At 41.3% G+C, this 21,703-nt stretch carries 22 protein-coding genes; 4 read left to right on the top strand and 18 right to left on the bottom strand.

The window, feature by feature from the left end:
* Positions 1 to 57 precede the first annotated feature (57 nt).
* From HYN59_RS04735 to HYN59_RS04725, 3 genes are read right to left on the bottom strand one after another with little or no spacing between them, the layout of a single operon-like run.
* The gene (locus HYN59_RS04735; RefSeq protein WP_108777171.1) at positions 58 to 750 is read right to left on the bottom strand and encodes a hypothetical protein; all 693 of its coding nucleotides are present in this window, start codon (positions 748 to 750) and stop codon (positions 58 to 60) included.
* Complete coding sequence (locus HYN59_RS04730) at positions 740 to 1,351, bottom strand: hypothetical protein (protein ID WP_108777170.1); 612 nt, start codon at positions 1,349 to 1,351, stop codon at positions 740 to 742. The genes HYN59_RS04735 and HYN59_RS04730 overlap by 11 nt, the downstream gene beginning before the upstream one ends.
* Position 1,352: 1 nt before the next feature.
* Complete coding sequence (locus tag HYN59_RS04725) at positions 1,353 to 1,697, bottom strand: PadR family transcriptional regulator (protein WP_108777169.1); 345 nt, start codon at positions 1,695 to 1,697, stop codon at positions 1,353 to 1,355.
* Positions 1,698 to 1,820: 123 nt separating this feature from the next.
* Here HYN59_RS04725 and HYN59_RS04720 point away from each other — a divergent pair, with 123 nt between their 5' ends.
* On the top strand, positions 1,821 to 2,873 hold the full coding sequence (locus tag HYN59_RS04720; RefSeq protein ID WP_108777168.1) for a 2Fe-2S iron-sulfur cluster-binding protein: 1,053 nt from the start codon (positions 1,821 to 1,823) through the stop codon (positions 2,871 to 2,873).
* Between the two features lie 130 nt (positions 2,874 to 3,003).
* Here the strand turns inward: HYN59_RS04720 and HYN59_RS04715 are convergent, their stop codons facing one another.
* On the bottom strand, positions 3,004 to 4,053 hold the full coding sequence (locus tag HYN59_RS04715; protein ID WP_245895665.1) for a glycosyltransferase family 9 protein: 1,050 nt from the start codon (positions 4,051 to 4,053) through the stop codon (positions 3,004 to 3,006).
* Between the two features lie 6 nt (positions 4,054 to 4,059).
* On the bottom strand, positions 4,060 to 4,665 hold the full coding sequence (locus HYN59_RS04710) for a DUF4254 domain-containing protein (RefSeq protein ID WP_108777167.1): 606 nt from the start codon (positions 4,663 to 4,665) through the stop codon (positions 4,060 to 4,062).
* A 67-nt stretch (positions 4,666 to 4,732) separates the two neighbouring features.
* Here HYN59_RS04710 and upp point away from each other — a divergent pair, with 67 nt between their 5' ends.
* On the top strand, positions 4,733 to 5,386 hold the full coding sequence (upp, locus tag HYN59_RS04705; RefSeq protein WP_108777166.1) for a uracil phosphoribosyltransferase: 654 nt from the start codon (positions 4,733 to 4,735) through the stop codon (positions 5,384 to 5,386).
* A 201-nt stretch (positions 5,387 to 5,587) separates the two neighbouring features.
* On the opposite strand, the gene HYN59_RS04700 is transcribed toward upp, so the two are convergent.
* Positions 5,588 to 6,517 (bottom strand): DUF6427 family protein, encoded by a 930-nt coding sequence (locus HYN59_RS04700; protein WP_108777165.1) that lies wholly within the window; start codon positions 6,515 to 6,517, stop codon positions 5,588 to 5,590.
* Positions 6,518 to 6,565: 48 nt separating this feature from the next.
* Here HYN59_RS04700 and HYN59_RS04695 point away from each other — a divergent pair, with 48 nt between their 5' ends.
* Entirely contained in the window at positions 6,566 to 6,796 is a 231-nt protein-coding gene (locus HYN59_RS04695; RefSeq protein WP_108777164.1) for a DUF6341 family protein, read from the top strand.
* On the opposite strand, the gene purD is transcribed toward HYN59_RS04695, so the two are convergent.
* The 6 genes from purD to HYN59_RS04665 form a co-directional block, all read right to left on the bottom strand.
* Complete coding sequence (purD, locus tag HYN59_RS04690; protein WP_108777163.1) at positions 6,791 to 8,062, bottom strand: phosphoribosylamine--glycine ligase; 1,272 nt, start codon at positions 8,060 to 8,062, stop codon at positions 6,791 to 6,793. The genes HYN59_RS04695 and purD overlap by 6 nt on opposite strands.
* 44 nt (positions 8,063 to 8,106) lie before the next feature.
* The gene (locus tag HYN59_RS04685) at positions 8,107 to 9,474 is read right to left on the bottom strand and encodes an undecaprenyl-phosphate glucose phosphotransferase (protein ID WP_108777162.1); all 1,368 of its coding nucleotides are present in this window, start codon (positions 9,472 to 9,474) and stop codon (positions 8,107 to 8,109) included.
* Positions 9,475 to 9,477: 3 nt separating this feature from the next.
* Positions 9,478 to 10,461 carry a UDP-glucuronic acid decarboxylase family protein gene (locus HYN59_RS04680; protein WP_108777161.1) on the bottom strand — a complete coding sequence of 328 codons (984 nt, stop codon included), beginning with the start codon at positions 10,459 to 10,461 and terminating at the stop codon, positions 9,478 to 9,480.
* Positions 10,406 to 11,776: an O-antigen ligase family protein gene (locus tag HYN59_RS04675; protein ID WP_108777160.1), complete on the bottom strand. Its 1,371-nt coding sequence runs from the start codon at positions 11,774 to 11,776 to the stop codon at positions 10,406 to 10,408. Before HYN59_RS04675 ends, HYN59_RS04680 begins: the two co-directional genes overlap by 56 nt.
* Positions 11,712 to 12,824, bottom strand: coding sequence for a DUF1972 domain-containing protein (locus HYN59_RS04670; protein ID WP_108777159.1), 1,113 nt, complete (start codon positions 12,822 to 12,824; stop codon positions 11,712 to 11,714). The genes HYN59_RS04675 and HYN59_RS04670 overlap by 65 nt, the downstream gene beginning before the upstream one ends.
* 184 nt (positions 12,825 to 13,008) lie before the next feature.
* A complete protein-coding gene (locus tag HYN59_RS04665) occupies positions 13,009 to 14,118 on the bottom strand; it encodes a glycosyltransferase family 4 protein (protein ID WP_108777158.1) in 1,110 nt (369 codons plus the stop codon).
* 84 nt (positions 14,119 to 14,202) lie between these two features.
* On the opposite strand from HYN59_RS04665, the gene wecB reads away from it, so the two are divergent.
* Positions 14,203 to 15,324, top strand: a complete 1,122-nt coding sequence (gene wecB / locus HYN59_RS04660) for a non-hydrolyzing UDP-N-acetylglucosamine 2-epimerase (RefSeq protein WP_108777157.1) — start codon at positions 14,203 to 14,205, stop codon at positions 15,322 to 15,324.
* On the opposite strand, the gene HYN59_RS04655 is transcribed toward wecB, so the two are convergent.
* The 6 genes from HYN59_RS04655 to HYN59_RS04630 are packed head-to-tail and all read right to left on the bottom strand — an operon-like array spanning position 15,299 to position 21,653.
* Positions 15,299 to 16,546, bottom strand: a complete 1,248-nt coding sequence (locus HYN59_RS04655) for an O-antigen ligase family protein (RefSeq protein WP_108777156.1) — start codon at positions 16,544 to 16,546, stop codon at positions 15,299 to 15,301. The genes wecB and HYN59_RS04655 overlap by 26 nt on opposite strands.
* 10 nt (positions 16,547 to 16,556) lie before the next feature.
* The gene (locus tag HYN59_RS04650) at positions 16,557 to 17,366 is read right to left on the bottom strand and encodes a glycosyltransferase family 2 protein (RefSeq protein WP_108777155.1); all 810 of its coding nucleotides are present in this window, start codon (positions 17,364 to 17,366) and stop codon (positions 16,557 to 16,559) included.
* Positions 17,366 to 18,631, bottom strand: a complete 1,266-nt coding sequence (locus HYN59_RS04645; RefSeq protein ID WP_108777154.1) for a flippase — start codon at positions 18,629 to 18,631, stop codon at positions 17,366 to 17,368. The genes HYN59_RS04650 and HYN59_RS04645 overlap by 1 nt, the downstream gene beginning before the upstream one ends.
* A 12-nt stretch (positions 18,632 to 18,643) precedes the next feature.
* Positions 18,644 to 19,306, bottom strand: a complete 663-nt coding sequence (locus HYN59_RS04640; protein WP_108777153.1) for a class I SAM-dependent methyltransferase — start codon at positions 19,304 to 19,306, stop codon at positions 18,644 to 18,646.
* Between the two features lie 13 nt (positions 19,307 to 19,319).
* Positions 19,320 to 19,862 carry a hypothetical protein gene (locus tag HYN59_RS04635; RefSeq protein WP_108777152.1) on the bottom strand — a complete coding sequence of 181 codons (543 nt, stop codon included), beginning with the start codon at positions 19,860 to 19,862 and terminating at the stop codon, positions 19,320 to 19,322.
* 54 nt (positions 19,863 to 19,916) lie between these two features.
* Complete coding sequence (locus tag HYN59_RS04630; protein WP_219928792.1) at positions 19,917 to 21,653, bottom strand: glycosyltransferase family 39 protein; 1,737 nt, start codon at positions 21,651 to 21,653, stop codon at positions 19,917 to 19,919.
* Between the last annotated feature and the right edge of the window lie 50 nt (positions 21,654 to 21,703).

Genomic DNA, 21,703 nt, shown 5'->3' with positions numbered 1-21,703 from the left:
TTGTTTAGTTGTATTGAATTAGTCAGCTAACTTTACTGAAAGTTACACTTCCCGGTGTTAATTTTCCATGGCATATTCAGGATACGCTTTTTGCAGGTAAGCTTCGGCGTGACGGGGCATCCTGAAAAGCACTACATATCCATACAATATAGAAAGTATCAAAATAAGCGCCATGGCTGCGGCAACACCCGAAGGGATGTTGTCCTGCAACACATACCGGAGCAGCTGGAACGGCAGGTTAAGCATAATTCCCAATCCGCCACAACTGAAAATGATCTCTTCCAACAGCCATTTTTTGCCTGTACTGTCCAGCTTCTTTTTGTATTGCCTTCGCAGTTGCCAAAGCCTGTAGCAGCTTACAATCAGGGAACCCAGTAAAAGCACGAAATAGCTCCACGGCAGAAGCATTACTATTTCATATACCGCAAGGGTACCCAAAACGGCAATAAGTACCGCACGAAATGTAAGCGCCGACAGTAATTCCTTACGTACAAGCCTGTAGTATTTTTTAAAAAGCGCATTTTGCCGCTGTTCTACTATGTCGCTGAACCCGAATATTCCAAATTTTTTAAACTCCAGGTGCAATGCTTCATCAAAGGTAAGGGCGGGTTGTGCCTGCCAGCGTTGTTCGATAGCATTGGCAAGATGGTCGGCCAGCTCAACCTGCAGGTCGTAATATTCTACAAAATGCTTTCGGGTAAAGGCAAGCAATTGGCTAAACTGTTCCGTGGAGATCTTTTTAGCTTCCATACTGCAATTCGTATTTTTTCTTCAGTTGCCGGAAGGTGAGTACTACTTCAATCATGAATACTAAGAAAAATCCGTAGTAAGCGGGTATGAATTCGTTTTCCATCCAGCGTTCTGCGCGAAAAGCAATGATAGCCAGATAAATTACAAAAGAAGAAATGCCAATTACACTATTAGCTACCGAGAATTTTGAGCGCCCTGACAGCCGTATGTACCAGTAATATATTACCATCACAACAAAAAACAGCATGAAGCCGGTAAAGAAATTGTCGGTGACGGTTTCTAAATCATAAGCCTGTACCATAAGATAGGTGACAGAAATAATTGTTGCCAGCATTATCAAAAAACGCAGCCCGGCAAGATTCCTTAACAACAAAAGCACTGCTTTCCTGCCCGCGATCCTGCGAAATTTCCTGTTGGATGCCAGCAGGCCTTTTTTGTGCCGCAGCATGTATGCTTTAAAATTATCCATGAATTCCCCTTCCTGCTCTTCAAGTGCCGCCGCAACATGGTCGGTCATTTCGCAGCGAATGTCCAGATATTCCACACCTGCATTTTTCAGGTAGGAGTCGATAAAACGTATTTGCTCTTCTGTAAGTCTCATATCAATATCCTAATTTTAGGTCACGGTTCCCCATTAAACTCTGCATATTCTTTATGAAATCCTCGAGCTCGCTAAGTCGGTTCACAGTTTCTTTCTGGCCGCTTTCGGTGAGCTTGTAGTATTTGCGCAGGCGGTTGTCAACTTTTTCGACTTCCACATCCAAATGGCCGTCGGCTTCCAGGCGGTGCAGCGCCGGGTAGAGCGCCCCTTCGGTAATATTGAGTTCGCCGGCTGTAATGAGCTTTACCTTCTGGGTGATCTCATAGCCGTACATCCTGCCGTTCTCTTCCAGCAGCTTCATGATTATGGTGGTGAGGCTGCCTTTATAAAGCTGTGAATTTTTCATCGGTTATTTTTACAAAACAAATATACATAAAAATGTTATGCATAATATTCTTAGGTATATTAAAAACAGGTTACTTTTTTATTTCCGCAAAAGGATGCGTATTTTTGCAGGAAATTTACAAACATGTCTACATTTCATTCGCTTGTCATAAAAGATATCAGGAGGGAAACGCCACAGGCTGTTTCCATAGCTTTTGAGATCCCCGAAAAATTAAAAGAAGATTATAGCTTTACCGCAGGTCAGTACATCAATATCAAAACCGAATTTGAAGGCCAGGAGATCCGCAAGGCCTATTCTATATGTTCCGCGCCGGGCAGCAATGAGCTTCGTGTGGCCATTAAGGCAGTAAAGAACGGCGGCTTTTCTGTTTTTGCAAACGAAAGGCTTACCATAGGCGATACCATGGAGGTAGGCACCCCCGAAGGAAAATTCACTTTTGAGCCAAAAGCCGACAGGCAGCGCAACTATGCAGCATTTGCAGCCGGCAGCGGCATCACCCCGGTACTTTCTATAATACAGTCGGTTTTACAGAGCGAACCCGAGAGCACGTTTGTGCTGGTATACGGCAACAAGACACCAAACGATACTATCTTCCACGACTTCCTGCATAAACTGCAGCAGGAATATGTAGGGCGCTTCTTCGTGCATTTCGTGTTCAGCCAGGCCAGGGCCGAAGATGCGCTTTTCGGCAGGATCGAGCGTTCTACCGTTAACTTCGTTATCAGGAATAAACACAAGGAAAAAGAATTCGCTAAATTTTACCTGTGCGGTCCGGAGGAAATGATCCTCGCGGTAAATGAGGTGCTGAAAGAAAATAATGTACCCGAAAAGAATATTAAATTCGAACTGTTCTCAACACCGATAGCCGAGAAGAAGATCGAGGAGAACTTAGATGGGCAGACAAAAATAACTGTACTGGTTGACGACGAGGAGGTTACTTTCCTTATGTCGCAGCAAATGACGATACTGGATGCCGCACTAAAACAGGGCATCGATGCGCCTTACTCCTGCCAGGGCGGTATTTGCAGCAGCTGTATGGCCCGCATCACTAACGGTAAGGCTGAAATGAAGAAAAACGCCATACTGACCGACGGCGAGATCGCCGAAGGCCTTATCCTGACTTGCCAGGCACACCCTACCACACCGGAGATCTATGTAGATTATGATGATGTGTAGGTAGTTTTAAATGCCCGAACCTTGCTTTCATTTCGAATGGAGCCTGCGGAGTGAGAAATCTCAGATAATCATTGGAATTAAAGATTTCTCCTATCGTTAAATGGAAAAACGTAATATCAATAAGGATGCTTTAACGGGCATCCTTTTTTAGTATATCATTTATTTTACTGACGACTGTTTCGGGCAGTATGGTCTGCATGGCATCATCATAGCCTTTCACCTTCTTATTGCCGTAAACTGATGTGGGCAGCAAGGGGTATTTCTCCCTGTCGGATACCAGGGCATAATCTGCCGGCTGGTTGAATGGTGCAAAGCCGGTATAGGGATGCGTGGCGCCCCACAGCGTGACTACCTTAACACCTAACATTGCCGCAATATGTGCATTGCCGCTATCCATACTCAGCATAAGGTCGAGGTTGCTGATGAGCCGCAGTTCCTGCTTGAGGTTCATTTTCCCGGCAATGACAAAAACATTATCGAGGCCTTTGGCATATTTTTTCAGGGTACTTGCTTCCTGCTTGCCGCCACCAAACAGCATTAGCTTATAGTTGGGATTTGCAGCCAGATTGGTTATCACCTGTTGTATCAGTTCGCGTGGGTATATCTTGCTGCGGTGCTGGGCAAACGGCGCTATACCTATCCATTGCTCATTCTTAGGGCCTAATAGTTCTAAAAGGTCAAGTGTTATTTTTTGCTTTTCAGGGAATACCGGGTTTTCCAATGATATAGGGAAGCCCAGTTTTCCAAAAACGGCCGCATACCTCCTGCTTACCGGCGTAAGCGGTTCGAATACCTTATTGGTAAGGCTGGTGAGCGCTGCCCTTTCTTTCCTTGCTTTATCTACCGTGGCGGTTTTTTTGCCCCTGAAAGCAAAAAGTTTGGTAATGATCTTCGACCGCAGCACATTATGCAGGTCAGCCACCGCATAAAAATGGAGTTTTTTGAGTTCGCCATAAAGGCGCAGGAGGCCGAAAAAGCCCTTGTGCCTGCCTTCGGTATCGGCTTCAAAAAAGGAAACGCGCGGAATTTCGTCAAAGAAAGCCTTATAGGCTGCTTTTGACACCACGGTCACCTTTACGTTCTCATGGCTTGCAACCAGTTCGCGAATGACAGGTACGGTCATTGCGACATCGCCCATGGCAGACAGCCTTATGACCAGTATATGTTTGGTTCCCCGCATGGGAGTTTACTTTTTGTTTTGGTACAGTACCGGGTTCAGCTCTTCGTCATTATACATTTTCATCTGCTTGTACACCTTCATGTACTTGTCGCCATTCTCAATATCAGTAATAAGGTCGTCAATAGCGGTAGAAAGGTCTTTCTTCTGCTCCAGCAGCACATTCAGCTTTTCCTGGCATTTTGCCCTGTGCTCCGGCGAAGCGTCTTCACGGGTAGCCTCCTCGTTCATGTGGAATATCTTAAGGGCAAGTATCGAAAGCCTGTCCAGTGCCCATGCCGGGCTTTCGGAATTTATTTTGGCATTGTCCTTTACCTTTACATTGCTGTATTTCTGTAAAAAATAGCTGTCGATATACTCTACCATATCGGTCCTCACCTGGTTGGAGGCATCGATTTTTCTTTTAAGAACGAGCGCTTCAACAGGGTCTATAGCCGGGTTACGGATTATGTCTTCATAATGCCATTGTACAGTATCTACCCAGTTTTTTGCATATAACAGGTGTTCTATCTTATCTTTACTGAATGGATTGTTTACCGGCTGGTCTACATTATCAAACTGGTGATAATCATTGATGCTCTGCTCAAATATGGGGAAAGCTATTTTAGAAAACATAGTCTTAAATTTAATTTTACAAATATAGTTTTAATACTTTTAACCTGCTAACACAAATTTTAACCCCATGCATGTACACTACCTTTCAGAAAATAACAGCATCTTAAACCATTTTCTTTCGCAGATCCGTGATGTGGATGTGCAGAAGGACAGCATGCGGTTCCGTAAAAATATCGAACGCATTGGCGAGATCATGGCTTATGAGATTAGTAAGGAGCTTGAGTATAAAGACCGTGATGTACACACCCCTTTGGGAATTAAAAAAACAATGGAAATAAAAGATGGTGTGGTATTGTGCTCTATACTGCGGGCGGGATTGGCGCTGCATGACGGGTTCCTGAGCTTTTTCGACGATGCCGAAAACGGGTTTATCTCGGCCTACAGGCACCACCCGCATAACGATGAATTTTTTGATATATTGGTGGAGTACCAGGCTGCGCCATCTTTTACCGGTAAAAACCTCATCGTGCTCGACCCAATGCTGGCCACGGGAATGTCATTGGCCGAAGTGCTTAAAAAGATACTGCCGGGACAAAGCCCTATATCCTTCCACATTGCTGTTGTTATTGCCGCGCCCGAGGGCATTGCGCTGTTGCAGGAATCGTTGCCGGACAATTGTCACTTATGGGTTGCCTCGCTGGACAGCCACCTGAACGAAAAGAAATATATTGTTCCGGGGTTGGGTGATGCAGGGGATTTGGCTTATGGGGTGAAGTTGTAGGAATCAGGGCAAAAAATCCATTAATTCCCTACGGGAAATGTTCATTGGTAATTTAATATCTCTACCAAAATTTAATCACTAAGTGATATCTTTTCGTGAGTTTTCAATTTCCCGGAGGGAATCGATTTTGGTAGATAAAAGAATTTAGCCCCGGAAAATATTTCCCGTAGGGAATTAATCTGTACGGAAAATTAAGTAGTATTAAAGCTGCGAACTAAACAGGAATATCGCTATCACTACTATTAATGCCAAAATGATTTCTTTAACCCAGACGTTTTCCTGGCTTTCAAGGTAATTGGCGCCCATGATGGCAAGCGGTGCAAACGTGAAGGCAAGGAAACTGTTGTTCTTATTCGCCGAAAGCACGTATATCGCAACGCCAATGAGGAACGAATAAATTATTTTCTTGTGCGATGCCTGCAGGTTGAGCGGCTTGCTGGTAATAGAAAATATATACGGCACCGCAAAAAGTACCGCGATGGAAGAGAAAACTGCGAGGGCGATATTCTGGTAAATGTTCTCGAAATAGGTAAAGTCAAAGCTTACCTGTATCTCATCGATCACCTGCTTAAAGAAACCTTCCCCGGCAATAAGGCCGCCCATAAAATAAATTATCGCGACACCAAAAAAAGCGATAAACGGTATAAGCCAGTTCCTGTAGTCCCGCGACACGTGGAAAACAATGGAGATGAAAACCAGTACTATATAAATGATGCTCCAGAAATGGAAAACAGCCGCGGCAAATATCCAGAAGGAAGCATCGAAGATCTTCTCTTTCGGCGTAATTAGGGACTGGAGCGATATAAGCCTCCGCAAAGCCAGCAGCAGGAAAAAGTTGGAGATGATGATATTGGTGTTCACCATTATGGTGGGGAACAATATCAGGAAAACCAGGAACAGGAACATGGCATAGGTGTTCGCTTTGCTGAGTGTATTCCTGCGCGTAATGAAATTGACAAGGAAAACAGATCCTGCCAAAATGAGCAGCAAGCCTGCTTTTTGCAGCACCAGAAGGTAGTTGGATGTCCAGTGGTCATCCTTAAAAAGGTATAAAAAATAAAACAAAACCAGCCCTGCGCCAATTAATGCGTAATTTACCGGCCTTGATTTATTAAAAACACTTGCTAACATGCGATTATTTTATACTTTTGTGACTGTAAATATAACACTTGTCTAAAAATGAAAACATTTTTCGAAGCACTGGGATCTCTTTTCACTGATTTTCTTTTTGTTCCAATGCACTTTTTCCGTGCCCTTGAGCTTAAGAACTGGTGGATAGCAAATATCATCACATGGATATTTATCCTTATCTGCTGTGCCGCTACCTGGTACTGGCTAAAACAGCTGACCATATTCAAGCAAAATAACGACGACGACCAGGATACTACAGCGCACTCGTTCTTATCATAAGTCGAGCCCGATATCCTTTCTGTAATACATCTTATCAAAATGTAGTTCTGCTATATTTTGGTAAGATTTTTTTATGGCTTCCATAAAGCCATCACCGTACGAAGTTACCGCTATAACTCGGCCGCCATTGGTCACTACCTCTCCATTCTGTAGTTTCGTCCCTGCATGGAATGCAATAGAGCCTTCCACTTTTTCCAGCCCTGTGATGACATCGCCTTTTGCATAGCCTTCGGGGTAGCCGCCAGCCACCACCATTATTGTAGCCGCGCTCCTCTCGTCGGTTTCCAGCACTGCCTCATCCAGCTTTTCATTGGCTACAGCCAAAAACAATTCTACCAGGTCCGATTTTAACCTTGGTATTACAACTTCCGTTTCCGGGTCGCCCATCCTTACATTATATTCGATCACGAACGGATCATCGCCTACTTTTATAAGCCCGATGAACACAAATCCTTTATAATCGATATTATCTTTCTTAAGCCCTTCTATCGTAGGTTTTACGATGCGGGTTTCTATCTTTTCCATAAATGCTGCATCGGCAAATGGTACCGGCGATACCGCTCCCATTCCGCCAGTATTAAGGCCTGTATCTCCTTCGCCTATGCGCTTATAATCTTTGGCGGTAGGCAACAGCTTGTAGCTTTTGCCGTCGGTAAGTACAAAGCAGCTCAGTTCTATCCCGTCGAGGAATTCTTCGATCACTACTTTGGCGCTCGCTTCGCCAAATTTTTCATCAACAAGCATGTTCCTCAGTTCCTGCTGCGCTTCGGCAAGGTCTTCCAGTATCAGTACGCCTTTCCCTGCCGCAAGTCCGTCAGCTTTTAGTACATAAGGTGGCTTCAGGGTAGTAAGGAATTCGCATCCCTCCTCCACGGTTTCTTTGGTAAAGCTGTCATAGGCCGCGGTTGGGATGTTATTCTTTATAAGGAACTGTTTTGCAAATTCCTTGCTGCCTTCCAGCTGTGCACCCTGCTTTGACGGCCCAATGACCGGAATATTCTTCAGATCGGCACCATTCTTAAAGAAATCGTATATCCCTTTTACCAATGGGTCTTCGGGACCAACGACCACCATACCTATATTTTTTGCAAGTGTTGCTGCCTTTACCGCTTCAAAGTCAGTCGAAACGAAGTCAAGGTTTGTTGCAATAGCCGATGTGCCGGCATTTCCGGGCGCTACATACAATGTATCGCACAATGGGCTTTGCAGCATTTTCCAGGCCAGCGCGTGTTCCCTTCCTCCGGAACCAAGTAGTAAAATGTTCATGTCGTGTTGTTGTTAGTTGTGTTGTTGTTAATGGCCGGTAAGCATTAATAGGCTTTTTCGTCGCCCATGAAGATGTTTACAACCGTTTGCACTATTATTTTCAAATCCAGAAGCAAAGACCAGTTCTCTATGTAGAACACATCATACTTAATACGGAATATCATGTCTTCGTCGCTGCTTATTTCGCCCCGGGCCCCTCTTACCTGCGCCAGCCCCGTAATCCCTGGCTTTACCCGGTGCCTTAATACATATTTCTTTATCTTGTTGGTATACTTGCTATTGATGAGCCCTATGTGCGGCCTTGGCCCCACTACCGACATATCACCTTTTAATACATTCAGGAACTGGGGCAGTTCATCAATGCTCGTTTTCCTGATGAACTTTCCTATTTTTGTTACCCTCGGGTCATTTTTTGTTGCCAGTTGGTCTGTAGCATTGTTTATCTGCATCGACCTGAATTTAAAACAGAAAAAATGTTCTTCGTTTATACCGGCCCTGCTCTGTTTGAAAAAAACCGGCCCTCTTGATTCCAGCTTTATAAGCAACGCCAAAATGGGTGTGAGCCATGAAAGCAGCAGTATAATGACCAGGGATGAAAAAACGATGTCGAATAGCCTTTTACTAAATTGTGCCAACGGTTCGTCAAATGGTGTTTTTTGCAACGAAAGTAATGGGAAGAATTCATAATAATCTATCCGCAGGTTCTTGGAAAAAATTTCCTTTGCATCCGGTATAAATTTTATGGTTTTGCCATTAATGTCGGCAAAGTCAACTAACTCCTTGAGTTGTGTATTGCTAAGCTCATTGAGCGAGCAGTAAATATCATCAATATTATTCTCGTTAACAAAGGTGCCGATCTCGGCTATTTTCCCTTTGATATGTGCATTGTGTTTTTTATCGGAGAAAAACCCGAGAAAATTATACCCATAATCTGTCCTGGTCTCAAAGAGCTCTTTCAGTTTGATGGCCTCGTGCGTATAGCCTACAATAATGACATTCCTTAAATTACTTCCGGTTGCTATGCGGTAGTGCCTTAAGTAATAAAAGAGGACAAATTTAAAAATGGATATGAGTACAAAAGCCGTACTGAGGTATATTACGATAAGCTGGCCGCTAAAAATGGTTTGTTTTGCAAATGGAAAAAACGCCACTACAACCAACAGGAAAATAACGCCCTGCCTGATGATCTTAGACAATATCTCTAACGGCTTGGTATAGCGGTATACCTCATAAAACCCTGAAAAATAGGATATGATAGACCAGCAGACAATTTGATAAAAGCCAAAATGCAGGTAGTTTAGGCCCAATTCCCTGAAAAAAAACTGGAACAGAACCGTAACTACCAATATATCATAAAATATACTGATGGGCCTTAAATATTTTGAATACCTTCCCCTGTCGGATAAAATCATTTTTTAATGTATAAATCCTGAAAAATCCTTATGCTCCTCTTTCAACAACTCTTCGTTGGAAAGTGACCGGAAATAATCGTAAGTTATTTTCATTCCTTCTGCCCGTCCTGTTTTAGGTTCCCAGCCTAAAAGTTTTTTTGCAAGCGTGATGTCCGGCTGCCTTTGCAGCGGATCGTTTACAGGCAATGGCATATGTACCACTTTTTGGTTGGTGCCCGTTAGCCTGATTATCTCGTCGGCAAAATCCTTAATCGTGATCTCGTCGGGGTTACCAATATTTACAGGGTAAATATAGTCGGAATGCAGGAGCCTGAAAATCCCCTCTACCTGGTCGTCCACATAGCAAAAAGAACGCGTTTGCATGCCGTCTCCAAATATGGTAAGGTCTTCGCCCCTAAGCGCCTGGCCTATAAATGCAGGAATCACGCGGCCATCGTTAAGCCTCATCCTTGGCCCGTAGGTATTGAATATCCTTACAATGCGGGTTTCAACTCCGTGAAAGGTATGGTAAGCCATTGTTATGGATTCCTGAAAACGTTTCGCTTCGTCATATACCCCGCGCGGGCCAATGGTATTTACATTGCCATAATAATCTTCCGGTTGGGGATGCACCAGCGGATCGCCATAAACCTCTGAAGTAGAAGCAATGAGTATCCTTGCTTTCTTTACCCTTGCCAATCCTAAAAGATTGTGTGTGCCCAATGATCCAACTTTTAATGTCTGGATCGGGATCTTTAAATAGTCTATAGGGCTTGCCGGCGATGCAAAATGCAGTATATAGTCAAGCTTTTCGGGAATGTTCACGAATTTAGTAACATCGTGGTGGTAAAATTCGAAATTCTCAAGTTTAAAAAGATGTTCAATATTCTTAAGGTCGCCCGTTATAAGATTGTCCATCCCGATAACAAAGTAACCTTCTTTTATAAACCTGTCACAAAGATGTGATCCTAAAAAACCTGCCGCTCCTGTTATGAGAATTCTTTTCATGATTTATTTTTGAAAGATCTTTCGGCAGTAAGCCATTGAAAAGGCAATAGAATACCGTAAAGAATACTACGCCTCTTTGCCTCCATAAGAAAGATTCTGTCAAAAATAAGGCTATCATTACAATTGCAAAAGCAATATGGACAAAATCTTTAGATTTGACCGCATTTTTGATATTAATTACAAGAAGGGCAACCACAAGCAAAAACCCAAAAATACCCAGATCGGCAAAAGCTTCGACATATTGGTTGTGGAAGTTCATTTTGTTATAGCCTATATTCTCGTCGCTGCTCTGATAAACGGTGTGCTCATTGCCTTTTTCTTCTATTTTTTCCATAGAGGTATTAAGCCCGTACCCGGTAAAGAAAATCGGGTCTTCCGCAATCATTTCTGTAAAGATCCGCACCTGGTAGGTCCTGAAGGCAATGCCGTTGAAGTAATCGTTCTGGTGGAAATTAGGAGCATTCCAGGCTTCATGTATGGTCACGTTGTGTATCACGCTCATATCGGTCCCGGCCTTTTCAATATTCGGGCGGAATTCCTCTACTATCCTGCCTTTTATTTTACTATTGTAGCCGCCTATCCCTATCAGTCCCAAAAATACTATAACAGCCGTTGCTTTTGCCCAGGGCTTTAGCGGTGAATAAAACAGGTAATAGCTCACTACCAGCAAAACGTCGATAATGATGATCGTTTTTGATGACAGAAGTATAATGAATGCAAGCAGAAACAATAGTGCGATATAGTTCCAGAACGTTTTTGATTTCTTTACAAGGAACCAAAATAATGCTACCGACACTAATGCCGAAAAGTATATCGCATTAATATCATTGGTTGCCAGCTCATGATAAAAGAAAACATCTGTGCCTCCCCCATAAACATATCGTACAACCGCACGTGCTAAAAAATAAAAGCAATACAAACAAATGCCGATGCTGTAATTGTTAAGTATATCGTGAACGCAACGGCGAGGCAGGCGGCGGTTGAGGCAGAAAGCAAGTGGAATGAATAAAAGCGGCGCTTCTTTGCTCAACGCCTTCAGTGTATTTTGGCTATCGATGCTCCAGGCCACCGAGAGCACCATTAAACCAAAAAGAAGCATAGGCAGCACCAAAGGAAAACGCAGGGAAAACACCTGTTTTTGTGCAGAAAGTACAGAATATAGTACGAACAGGATAATGGCTACGCTATTGTAAACATAGCCCAGCGGAATGGTAAGCAACACTGCGGAAATAAAAAATACTATGAGTTTCTTACCGGGAGCGAGCCCTATTCTTTTCAGCAAGGCATTCCTTGAAAAATTGTAAATATTCGCCATTAATTTTTTCCCAGTTAAACTCTTTTTTTATTGCTTCTACGTTGTTTGAAACAAGGCGCAAATTATCACTTTTTTTTAAATGAAGCAGCAAATTTGCAACTTCTGACGCATTTGAAAAATAACAGGCATTTTCTTTAAGAACGCCTTTGTTAAAGTCATTATTGTGCGCCGCTATAAGCGCCCCTGACGCCATGGCTTCGAGAAGTGAAGGATTAGTCCCTCCAACCGAGTGCCCGTGGAAATAAATTTTTGAGTAATACCTCAAATTATTCAGGTGCCCTATATTGTACAGCGCTCCTATAAACCTTATCTGAGGGTAACCGTGGTATTTTTCTTTCAGGTAATTTCCATATTTTGTATTATGGTTGCCAATTACCAGCATGGGAGTGCTATCATTGCTGTTTGCCACACCCTCCAGCACCATATCTATATTATTCTCGGGCTCAAAGCGGGCCATGACCATATTATAGCCTTCTTTTTCCAGTCCAAAGTCTTTCAGCACGGCATCTTCGGGATCTTCGAAAGCGTGCGCGCCATAGGCTATGTAAACAGAATCTTTATTGTAACGCTGCTTAAGGGATTTCTGAATTCCGATCGAGTCGGCTACGAGATAGTCGCTGCTTATGGCGGCGAGCCTTTCGGCAAATTTCAGGAATTGGCGCATGGGCCACGGATATTTGGAGCGTTTCCATTCCAGCCCGTCCATATTGGTTATGATAACCGGTTTTTTTGGCAAAAGGAAAAACCATACCGAACTGCTGGTATAGCCCAGCTGCAGTATAACATCAAAATTATGCCTGCGGGAATTTACAATAGCGTTATAGTCGTATATGAATTGCCCGAAAGAGCCCATCTTATGCTCGGGATCATAGCTGTGTATTATGTTGACGCCTTTAAAGCTAGGGTCTTTATACGGATGGTTATGGGAATTGTACACATATACATCATGCCCTTTATCGGCAAGGTATACCGAAAAATATTCTGCAAACTGCTCAAAGCCCCCGTAATGATTAGGGATGCCCCTTGTACCTATTATGGCTATCTTCATTTTTCATCTTGCAAGGCTGCAAATATATACTTTTAAATTTTTAGCCGGTAAAAATATCCTGAAACAAAAGATTATAATTATTGTTACTTTTACGTAACACAAAAATTAATTAAGGATTAATACCATAGCAAAGGGCGCCCGAAAGGTGCCCTTAATTTTATATCAGGTTTTATTTCTTTGTTTCCTAATTATCAGCCATTGCAAGCTTATAACCTCTAATTGTCGCTTCGGCTGTTTTTTCCCATGTATAGTTTTCAAGTATCTTCTCTTTAAGCCCCGGGTTAACTACGGCGTTAAAAGCCCTGTCGATCGCATCCCTTATAGATGCTACATCATCCGGTTCGCAATAGAAAGCATAATCGCCAAAATAATCTTCTGTGTCACCTTTTTTAGTAACCACGATATTGCAATTCATAGCGCCTGCCTCAAGTGAAGACAAACCCGGTGTTTCCATCCAGCTTACCAGCGCATGTACTTTGGCAACTTTATAAAGCTCCCTCAGTTCTTCATGCGGCATGGTTCCTAAGAAAAAAACATTATCTCCTGCCTCTGCATGCACCTGGTCTACATACGCTTTCTGGTTGGCCGATTCTTTGCCCACTAAAACCAGCTTGTATGGGGAATCTTTAACGGCCCTTACCAGGTTTAGTGTCGATTTGCGACCTTCAATACGGGCGGCACAAACAATACAATCTTTAAATTCCTGATACTTATTAGATGCAGTATTTTCATCAGCAACGAATACTTCTTTGTCTATTGCATTGGGTACGCTAAAATAGTTATAGTGCTTTAGGTTGAATTCCTTTGCAACCCTTTTCATTTCAGAGTGTGAATTCGGCAAGAATACCGATGTATTATCTACTATCTCCTTCATCATGCCATAATAACCTTTAAAAAGCATATTATAAACGCCTTTGTGCATCCTGCTTTCTGCCATGTGCCTCACGAGTGTTTTTACATAGCCAATCTGGTAAGGCGAGAGTATATTAGCTACTTTTTGAAATAACCCACCCCTCGCTTTTCTTTCAAATTCGGTATATAGTCCGTAGATCGTTGAAAGCAGCACTTTTTTGCCTTGCTTTTTGGCATTGCGCATCTGTAAATAAATATCCTGTGGCTCCATGAGGTTAAAGAGATGCACCAGGTCGTAGCCTTCAAGGTTTGGTTCGGCTTCGAGTGATATATCTACCTGTACACCTTCTTTTTCGAGGAATTGCTTTGTCTTCTCCATCTGGACAAGATCTCCGCCAGGGGCAGAATAAAGATTAGACCTTGATTGAAACAACACTTTCATCCCTATAATTTTTTAAGCCTTGCAAATATAGTTTTAATTAGTAGTTTTACGGACATAAACAAATTACCTGCATAAAAAGCATAAATGAAAAATATACTATTCGTTTTCGGGACCAGGCCTGAAGCTATAAAAATGGCTCCTCTTATAAAGGCATTTAAGGAAGACAGCAATTTTTCCGTAAAGGTAGGAATCACTGCCCAGCACAGGGAATTGCTTGACCAGGTCCTTGCTTTTTTTGACATACAGCCGGATTATGACCTGAATATAATGGTGCCTAACCAAACGCTTCACGAACTTACTTCCAGCCTGATATTACGAATAACAAACGAAATACTCCTTAAAGAAAAATTTGACCTGATTTTTGTACAGGGCGATACCACAACAGTTCTTGCGGCATCTTTGGCCGCGTTTTACCAAAAAATCAAAATTGCACATATCGAAGCAGGACTCAGGAGCCACGATATGCTTTCACCTTTTCCGGAAGAAGCCAACAGGGTTTTGACGTCAAAGCTCGCCGCATTCCATTTCTGTCCTACAGAACAAGCAAGCAAAAATCTGATAGGGGAAAGTATAACAGATAATGTGTTTGTAGTGGGCAATACCGTGATTGATGCTCTATTTGCCGGCCTTGAAAAAATTAAATTTACAGACGAGGCATTACTTTATGAAACATTCAGTGATATTGATTTCACTAAAAAGATCCTGCTGGTTACATGCCACCGGAGGGAAAACTTTGGGCAGCCATTTTTGGAGATTTGCGATGCCCTGCTAACAATTGCCGATAATAATCCTGATATTCAGATTGTTTATCCTGTACATCCCAATCCGAATGTAAAAACCATTGCCTATGAGATGCTGCAACGTGAAAATATAAAACTCACAAGGCCGCTGGATTACCATGAGTTGATCTGGATGATGCATAAAAGCAATATAATACTTACTGATTCCGGAGGCATACAGGAAGAAGCGCCCAGCCTTGGCAAGCCCGTACTTGTTTTGAGAGAAGTAACAGAGCGCATGGAGGGCGTTGCTGCCGGCACCGCTATATTAGTAGGGGCTGATAAAGAAAAGATACTATCAGAAACCGGTAAACTCTTAACAGACGGTTTTTATTACTCACAAATTGCTGCCGCATCAAATCCTTATGGTGACGGAACGACCAGCCAAAAAATTAAAGACATTATCGTCCTGGCACTGGCACCTTAGCATTTACAAAATACAGCAATGCCCCAAGTATAAAAATAATTATATCACGGGCGTTATAAACCCCTGTTATTGTGATCGTTGAGATAAAATAAATAAGCCCTATAGCAGAGATCAGGATGGTCATAAAGTTCTTCCTCGCATAGATGAATATGTACCATCGCGCCATAATGAGCAGGTACATAAAAAGGCCAATAATGCCTGTTTTATATAAAATATAAACATAGCCGTTATGCAGCTCTGAAATATACCTTAATCCCTTGTTATCATCTGTAAGCGGGGCATAAAACTTTAAATTGACAAGCGACCCATGGCCGGTGCCAAAGATGAGGCTTCCGGGTTTTTCCTTAATAAGCGCTATAGCCCTCTTTGCTTCATAGCCCCGCCAGTGATCCCAAAGCTCAGCATGGTTCTCCGTGTTGATCCTTGTTTCAAAGATTTCTGCCGGAGCATTTTTTATCTTATATAAAAATGCCTCAAAACCCTTATTGCTCCTCTTAATATCAGCAGTATACAGGTAGGCAAAAAGTAACCCCAGAACCAGTAATACTATACCTAAGATCTGTATCGTTTTCCGGGTGATCCTGGTAAACCCGTAAATAGACAGCAGCAGTATTATCGCTACAACGATCATTGTTCTCGAAAAATAGAGAAAGCATGAAAAAAAGAGGAGTACAGATGCCGCTTTTGCATACTTCCTGTTTTCAATAATTGGCGTGCCTTCAAATTTTTTGTAATATATCAAAAAGAAAAGCGCAAACAGTTCCAGAAAATTATCTTTACTGAACTCCCGTATCGATTCTATCGCCCCTAAGTTCTTTACATAGAAGGCAATAACAAAGAAATGGATCGCAGCAGAAATGATACCTGAAACTACAATGGTTTTTACAAAGACCCTGAAATTATTTATTTTCCTGAAATATAAATATCCTATCAGCAGCCCTACGACCGGTTTCATAAAATGAAAGATATCTTTGAGTATATTGACCATGCTATGCCTAAATACCATTGTCCCTATAAAGCCAAGACCCATTATGCCTACAAGTACTGCCAGCTGCTTTAAAAAAAAGGTTGAAACTATGAGCTTGCCATATTCCAAAAAGAGAAATAAAAAGACGGCAAAAATCTGCAGGTATATATTAACCTTAAAGGACGGCAGATATAGCTGGCAGAAAAGGACAGCCACAAAAACTGCGGTATAAAATTTTGTCGCATTGATCTTCATATCAAACAGGTCACTTTTTTAGCTTGGCCTTTATGGCTTTTATCACTTCATTGATCTTTAAGGCAAAAAGCATTTTTAATTTTGTAAACCCTTTATGATGCTTATTGATAAATATCTTATATCCTTTTATAAGGAAAGGGTTTTTTGATGTATTGAACCCTACGAAATGGATATAACGGTATCCCGGAACAAATATCCTTTTGTAGCCTTTATCGGCTATCATTTTACAAAGGTCTACATCTTCTACATACAAAAAGTAATTTTGGTCAAAACCATTGATCTCTTCGTATATTTTTTTAGGCATCATCAGGAATGCGCCCCCCAGCCAGTCAACCTCATATGCCGTCCTTGAAAATACACCTGTTTCGAATTCTTTACCCATGTTACTCAAATTCTTTATCCGGAACATGCCCGAAACGTCAGGGAACTTTCCTGCAGACTGTAAGTATTCCCTGTTGCCGTCAAGCATCATTATCCCTATTGCGCCTATAGAAGGATCTGCGCTTACCATGGTATACACCGGCATCAGGCTGTCCAGGAGGATGGTATCATTATTAAGCAATAGTAAATATTCTCCCCTTGCGTGTCGTACTGCCTCATTATTGCCTCTTCCAAAGCCTAAATTCTCGGTGCTCCGGATAAGGATTACATCCGGATAATTTTCTTCGATAAAGCTACAGCTTTCATCCCGGGAATCATTATCCAGGACAATGATCTCATAGGTAAGGCCTCCCAGTTTATCTATAAGAGAATCAAAACAATCCCTAAGGTACTTAAGCCCATTATAGTTTACGATTATTACAGATAATTGAATGTTCATTAAATAAGGGTATAAAAGCCAAGCTTCTTTTTTATATATATAACACAAACTATATTCATCAGCACATTTGTAAGTAGGCTGGCAATAGCCGACCCATTAATACCATAAGCCGGTATAAGGGTCAGGTTGAGTAGGGCATTTACAAAAAAACAGACCAATGTAATATTCCCGAAGATCTTTGCATTGTTGGACATATTAAGTATCTGGTCTACATTACCCATTGCCGCGCTGAAAAATACCCCAACAGCTACAATGATCATCGCAGATGTGCCTTCAACGGCTTCCGCGCCAAAAAAAGATAATATGAACGGAGCAAGCAAGATCAGGCCTGCTGTTATGGGTAAAGAAAGCAATGCTACCATTCGTGTAGTACTATGCACCATTTTTTTCAGTCCCGAAAGATCGCCTTTGCCATATAACTCTGCCATCTTTGGCATAATGATCGTGTTTACTGATATAATCACCAAAAATCCTAAGCTACCGGCCCTGAAAGCATAATTATAGATCCCCACCTGTTTTTCATCCATCATTATCCCTACGATGATAAGATCTGTCCAATTTAACAGGTAAAGGAGTATGCCGCTGAACATCATTGGCGAAGCGGTCTTAACTAATTCTTTCGTAGAAATTATACTTGTGGTCCTGTCCGGCTTTATTTCAAAGACCAAAAAAGCTTCGGTCGCCACAACAAGCATAATTGATAATGCAAATGCAATAAATGTATAATGCTCTGCATACCCAAGGCTATAAAACAGGTACAGGAACGCCAGTAGCAAAAAATTGGGAAGTACAAACATTAATATGCTATACCTCATAAAATTTTTCGTTGCAATAAAAAAATACAGAAACAGCTCATGGAAGATAAATAACGGCAATGATATCGTAATTATCAAAAAGTAGTTTTCGAGTTTTTTATTGTCAAAGATTTCTGTAGCGATAAATTCTGCGCCTGCAAAAAAGATCAGCATGGGTATCACAGAGACCAGTAATGTCACTTTAAGGCCCTGCTTCAATATCTTCTTTGCCTGCGGAAAGCTTAGGCTGTTGTTACCCACTATCTTAATAAGCGCATTGGGTATGCCCAAGGCGAACAGCATAGCCGCTGCCTGCGAAATTGTAAAAACAAGTGAATAATTGCCAAATGTCTCTGCCCCGAACACCTTTCCTATCAATGACATTGAAAAAAACGTTGCCCCCAGCCCAAAGATCCTGAAAAGGAAGTTAATGCCCGAAGAGGAAATTATTTTTTTTATGTCACCATTCATTGATCCATAGGATTAGGCCTTTTTTGCCTTAAGGAAATATTGCACCGAAAAGAACTCTTCGAAAATACCGAGTGTAATTATATTGATCATTTTAGCCACAGATCGCCCCTTGTAATTCTTAATAGAACTTTCCTGGTAAACCACCTGAAAGCCTGACTTATCTAATAGGGTTACCATATTTTTCCTGCAATAAAACCGCATGTGCGTGTAATCGAACAATCCGCTCTCCTCATACCCGAAATCGCCTTTGAGGTATATTTTCGAAAATGCCGAGTAATGCCGTATGTTAGGCATGCTCACCAATACCTCTCCACCGGGGGCAAGAAAGCTATTCACTTTTGCCAGCACCTTTTTTGGTTCGATAAGGTGTTCCAGGACATCCGGCAGGAGTATAAGATCAAAATATCCATTATATTCCGGGAAATCAAGCTCTTCAATATTCCCGAAAATGAACCTGTCCAGCGGCTTATAGTTTTGCGTATTTTTAGTGTCTTCAAAAATATCGATCCCTACAACCTCAGAAGCTATACCCTGTTGTTTTAAAAAATACAGCGTTTCGCCATAGGCAGCACCTATTTCCAACACCTTAAGGCTGTTTTTCTTCCTGTCTGCCAAACGGACAAGGTCGTGCCTTATATTGGCATAATAACTCGCTGCTTTGTCGCTGTAATTCATCTTACAATTACCTTTATTTTTGTTCGTTAAGAGACCTTAACAGGTTCATTAATTCAGAATTACCATAAAATAGGGGATCATAACCGCCATTTACCACGACCCCTCTAAAAGAAAATTTTTCAGGTTGTGTCTTTATTGTTTCGACAGCATTAAAATGTTTGAAGAAATCGGCAGCAGAAAATTCTATTTCATTATCAAATTGCCTAATTATAAGTTTGTTTATTGTTATATCTCCCTGATCCGGATTTTGCCCAGGGTCAAATCTTAGGTTAGCCAACTTAATTGTATCCGGCAAATTAAATGTAATAACTTGGTTTTGAGGCTTACCTGAAACATTGACCCTTACGCTATTATTTGGTTTAAAATCAAGCGTCCCGTCTTCATTATAAAATAATTCAAAAATATCGTCTTTTTTAACTGTAGCTTCTACAACTACCTGTACTTTAGGTTCTTCGGCCTGCATTTGATCTGTTGATGAACCTTCCGATTTTTCACCTTTGCAGGCAATCAATAAGATAAGCATGAATAATGTAGCACTATTTTTTATTGTATTCATAATTAATTATTTTTCGCAAATATAATGTCATTTTTTTTTAATAAGCCCCCTCGGTTAATTCTTCTGTATTATTTTATCCGTAACAACAAGGCCTTCTTTGTGCTTTTCTTTGTTTATCATGTAAATACCTAATGTGTAACTGCCTGAAGGTATATCAGTAAGTTCGGCCTCACATCTAAATCCTGAAGAATCAAGATCAAATCCTTTATCAAATCCTTTTGTTACATCCGGTCGGGGTATCCTTTCCGTGCGTAGATTTATCGCTACCCCATCTTTAATCAATATTAGCCTGTATTTTGTAGCAGACGCATCAATTCCTTCTAAAAAGGCCCAGCCAGAGGCCTTTAATTTATTTCCGGACTGTTCATAAAAGTCGAAATTAAATGTTATTTTATCGCCATTAACTGGCTTTAGCAATCCAAATTTCTTAATATCTAAAGTTTTAGCTGTCTTCGTTTTTAGCACGTAAAATCTTGCCCACGCATCCATCCCTTCAAAATTCGTTTCCAGATCATAATATTTAGCAAGCATCGCCTCGCCTCTTTCTGAGAGGCTGTAGGTCTTACCATGTCCATCTATATACCAAAAATCTTTAATATTCTTCGGGTCATTTTCCAGATTGGCAACATACTCTTCCAAAGAAGAATTGATAATTTTTGATTTATATTCGTTGTTATTGAGGAAGTATTTCAAATGCCATGGTAGTGAAGTTACAACTGGCGCCATAGACTCGTTATTCTCTTTTACAAAATCAGCAGTTTCCCTAAATTGTGATTTTAAGATTGATGTATAATATTTTTTAACTACAATGATATCTGACAGAGATAAAATGACGAATAACGTAATTAAAGTGTATTGAATAATTTTGTTGCGAAACTGTATAGCTCCTATGGTCAACATCATGATCACTGCCGGCAAAAGCACAATAAAGTACCTGCTTATTAAAACTGATGTGCTTGAGGCATATGACTTTATAAGCGCTATAATTATCGGTATAGCCAACCATGGTATGATGATGATAAAGCTGAAAAGTGTTTTATTGCCGATAAGCGTAATATAATTTAGCTTAAGCTGCTTTTGCTTTACAAGGCTGGCAATATAGCTGACAAAGAAAACCAGCACCAGCATTAACACCATTTCGCTGCTACCAAAGAATTCTTTGAACATAAGCGTAAATGTATCCGGCCCCGGCCTGGGTATCCAAAATTCTTTTATTTTAATGACTTCAATAAAGACGGGTATCGCGGGAATTAATATAATCAGCGCTACCACACCTGAAACAAAAATATTCCTGAAAAACCTCAATTTTGATCCCGGCTCGGTCAACACTAAAAAAAGTAATAATATGCTATATTGCGCCATATACGCCATTAGGCCAAAAAAATGGCCATAAATCATCATTGCCGAAAAGATGCCATGAAACACAGCATTTTTTAATGTAGGGTTTTTAATAAACAACACCAATCTGTAAAAAGCAGCTATGCTAAATAACAAAAGCATGGCATAGGGCCTTGCTTCCTGCGAATAAAATAAGCCGAAATAATTTACGCTTAACAATATGGCTGCCACATACCCTGCCCTTCGGCTAAACAGTTCTTTTCCTAGTAAGTATAGGGCATAAATTGAAATGCACCCTAAAACAGCAGAAAACAGCCTTGCTACAATGGTTTTATAACCAAATACTTTGAACAGGTAGTAAACCAAATAAAAGTATAAGGGTGGCATTTGCTCACCTTGTTTTATATTTGAATAGACACCGGTAAAAGTGGCTGCAGGATCTGCTTCATTCATAGTATGCAGTTCGTCAAGCCATACGCTTTGGAAGTCGATATGATAAAATC

The sequence above is a fragment of the Flavobacterium album genome (assembly GCF_003096035.1).
In the GTDB taxonomy this organism is placed as follows: Bacteria; Bacteroidota; Bacteroidia; order Flavobacteriales; family Flavobacteriaceae; genus Flavobacterium; species Flavobacterium album.
Note: the sequence above shows the minus strand (reverse complement) of the source record. Positions and strands in the feature narration are given on the sequence as shown.

Bases quoted from the DNA above. Each gene is read 5' to 3' on its own strand.
- HYN59_RS04735 (WP_108777171.1), bottom strand. From the start codon at position 750: ATGGAAGCTAAAAAGATCTCCACGGAACAGTTTAGCCAATTGCTTGCC.
- HYN59_RS04630 (WP_219928792.1), bottom strand. From the start codon at position 21,653: ATGAATGAAGCAGATCCTGCAGCCACTTTTACCGGTGTCTATTCAAAT.
- purD (WP_108777163.1), bottom strand. From the start codon at position 8,062: ATGAACATTTTACTACTTGGTTCCGGAGGAAGGGAACACGCGCTGGCC.
- HYN59_RS04655 (WP_108777156.1), bottom strand. From the start codon at position 16,546: ATGAAGATCAATGCGACAAAATTTTATACCGCAGTTTTTGTGGCTGTC.
- HYN59_RS04635 (WP_108777152.1), bottom strand. From the start codon at position 19,862: ATGAATACAATAAAAAATAGTGCTACATTATTCATGCTTATCTTATTG.
- HYN59_RS04700 (WP_108777165.1), bottom strand. From the start codon at position 6,517: ATGTTAGCAAGTGTTTTTAATAAATCAAGGCCGGTAAATTACGCATTA.
- HYN59_RS04695 (WP_108777164.1), top strand. From the start codon at position 6,566: ATGAAAACATTTTTCGAAGCACTGGGATCTCTTTTCACTGATTTTCTT.
- HYN59_RS04645 (WP_108777154.1), bottom strand. From the start codon at position 18,631: ATGAATGGTGACATAAAAAAAATAATTTCCTCTTCGGGCATTAACTTC.
- HYN59_RS04670 (WP_108777159.1), bottom strand. From the start codon at position 12,824: ATGAAGATAGCCATAATAGGTACAAGGGGCATCCCTAATCATTACGGG.
- HYN59_RS04675 (WP_108777160.1), bottom strand. From the start codon at position 11,776: ATGGCGAATATTTACAATTTTTCAAGGAATGCCTTGCTGAAAAGAATA.
- HYN59_RS04725 (WP_108777169.1), bottom strand. From the start codon at position 1,697: ATGAAAAATTCACAGCTTTATAAAGGCAGCCTCACCACCATAATCATG.
- HYN59_RS04650 (WP_108777155.1), bottom strand. From the start codon at position 17,366: ATGAACATTCAATTATCTGTAATAATCGTAAACTATAATGGGCTTAAG.
- upp (WP_108777166.1), top strand. From the start codon at position 4,733: ATGCATGTACACTACCTTTCAGAAAATAACAGCATCTTAAACCATTTT.
- wecB (WP_108777157.1), top strand. From the start codon at position 14,203: ATGAAAAATATACTATTCGTTTTCGGGACCAGGCCTGAAGCTATAAAA.
- HYN59_RS04715 (WP_245895665.1), bottom strand. From the start codon at position 4,053: ATGCGGGGAACCAAACATATACTGGTCATAAGGCTGTCTGCCATGGGC.
- HYN59_RS04680 (WP_108777161.1), bottom strand. From the start codon at position 10,461: ATGAAAAGAATTCTCATAACAGGAGCGGCAGGTTTTTTAGGATCACAT.
- HYN59_RS04720 (WP_108777168.1), top strand. From the start codon at position 1,821: ATGTCTACATTTCATTCGCTTGTCATAAAAGATATCAGGAGGGAAACG.
- HYN59_RS04665 (WP_108777158.1), bottom strand. From the start codon at position 14,118: ATGAAAGTGTTGTTTCAATCAAGGTCTAATCTTTATTCTGCCCCTGGC.
- HYN59_RS04710 (WP_108777167.1), bottom strand. From the start codon at position 4,665: ATGTTTTCTAAAATAGCTTTCCCCATATTTGAGCAGAGCATCAATGAT.
- HYN59_RS04730 (WP_108777170.1), bottom strand. From the start codon at position 1,351: ATGAGACTTACAGAAGAGCAAATACGTTTTATCGACTCCTACCTGAAA.
- HYN59_RS04685 (WP_108777162.1), bottom strand. From the start codon at position 9,474: ATGATTTTATCCGACAGGGGAAGGTATTCAAAATATTTAAGGCCCATC.
- HYN59_RS04640 (WP_108777153.1), bottom strand. From the start codon at position 19,306: ATGAATTACAGCGACAAAGCAGCGAGTTATTATGCCAATATAAGGCAC.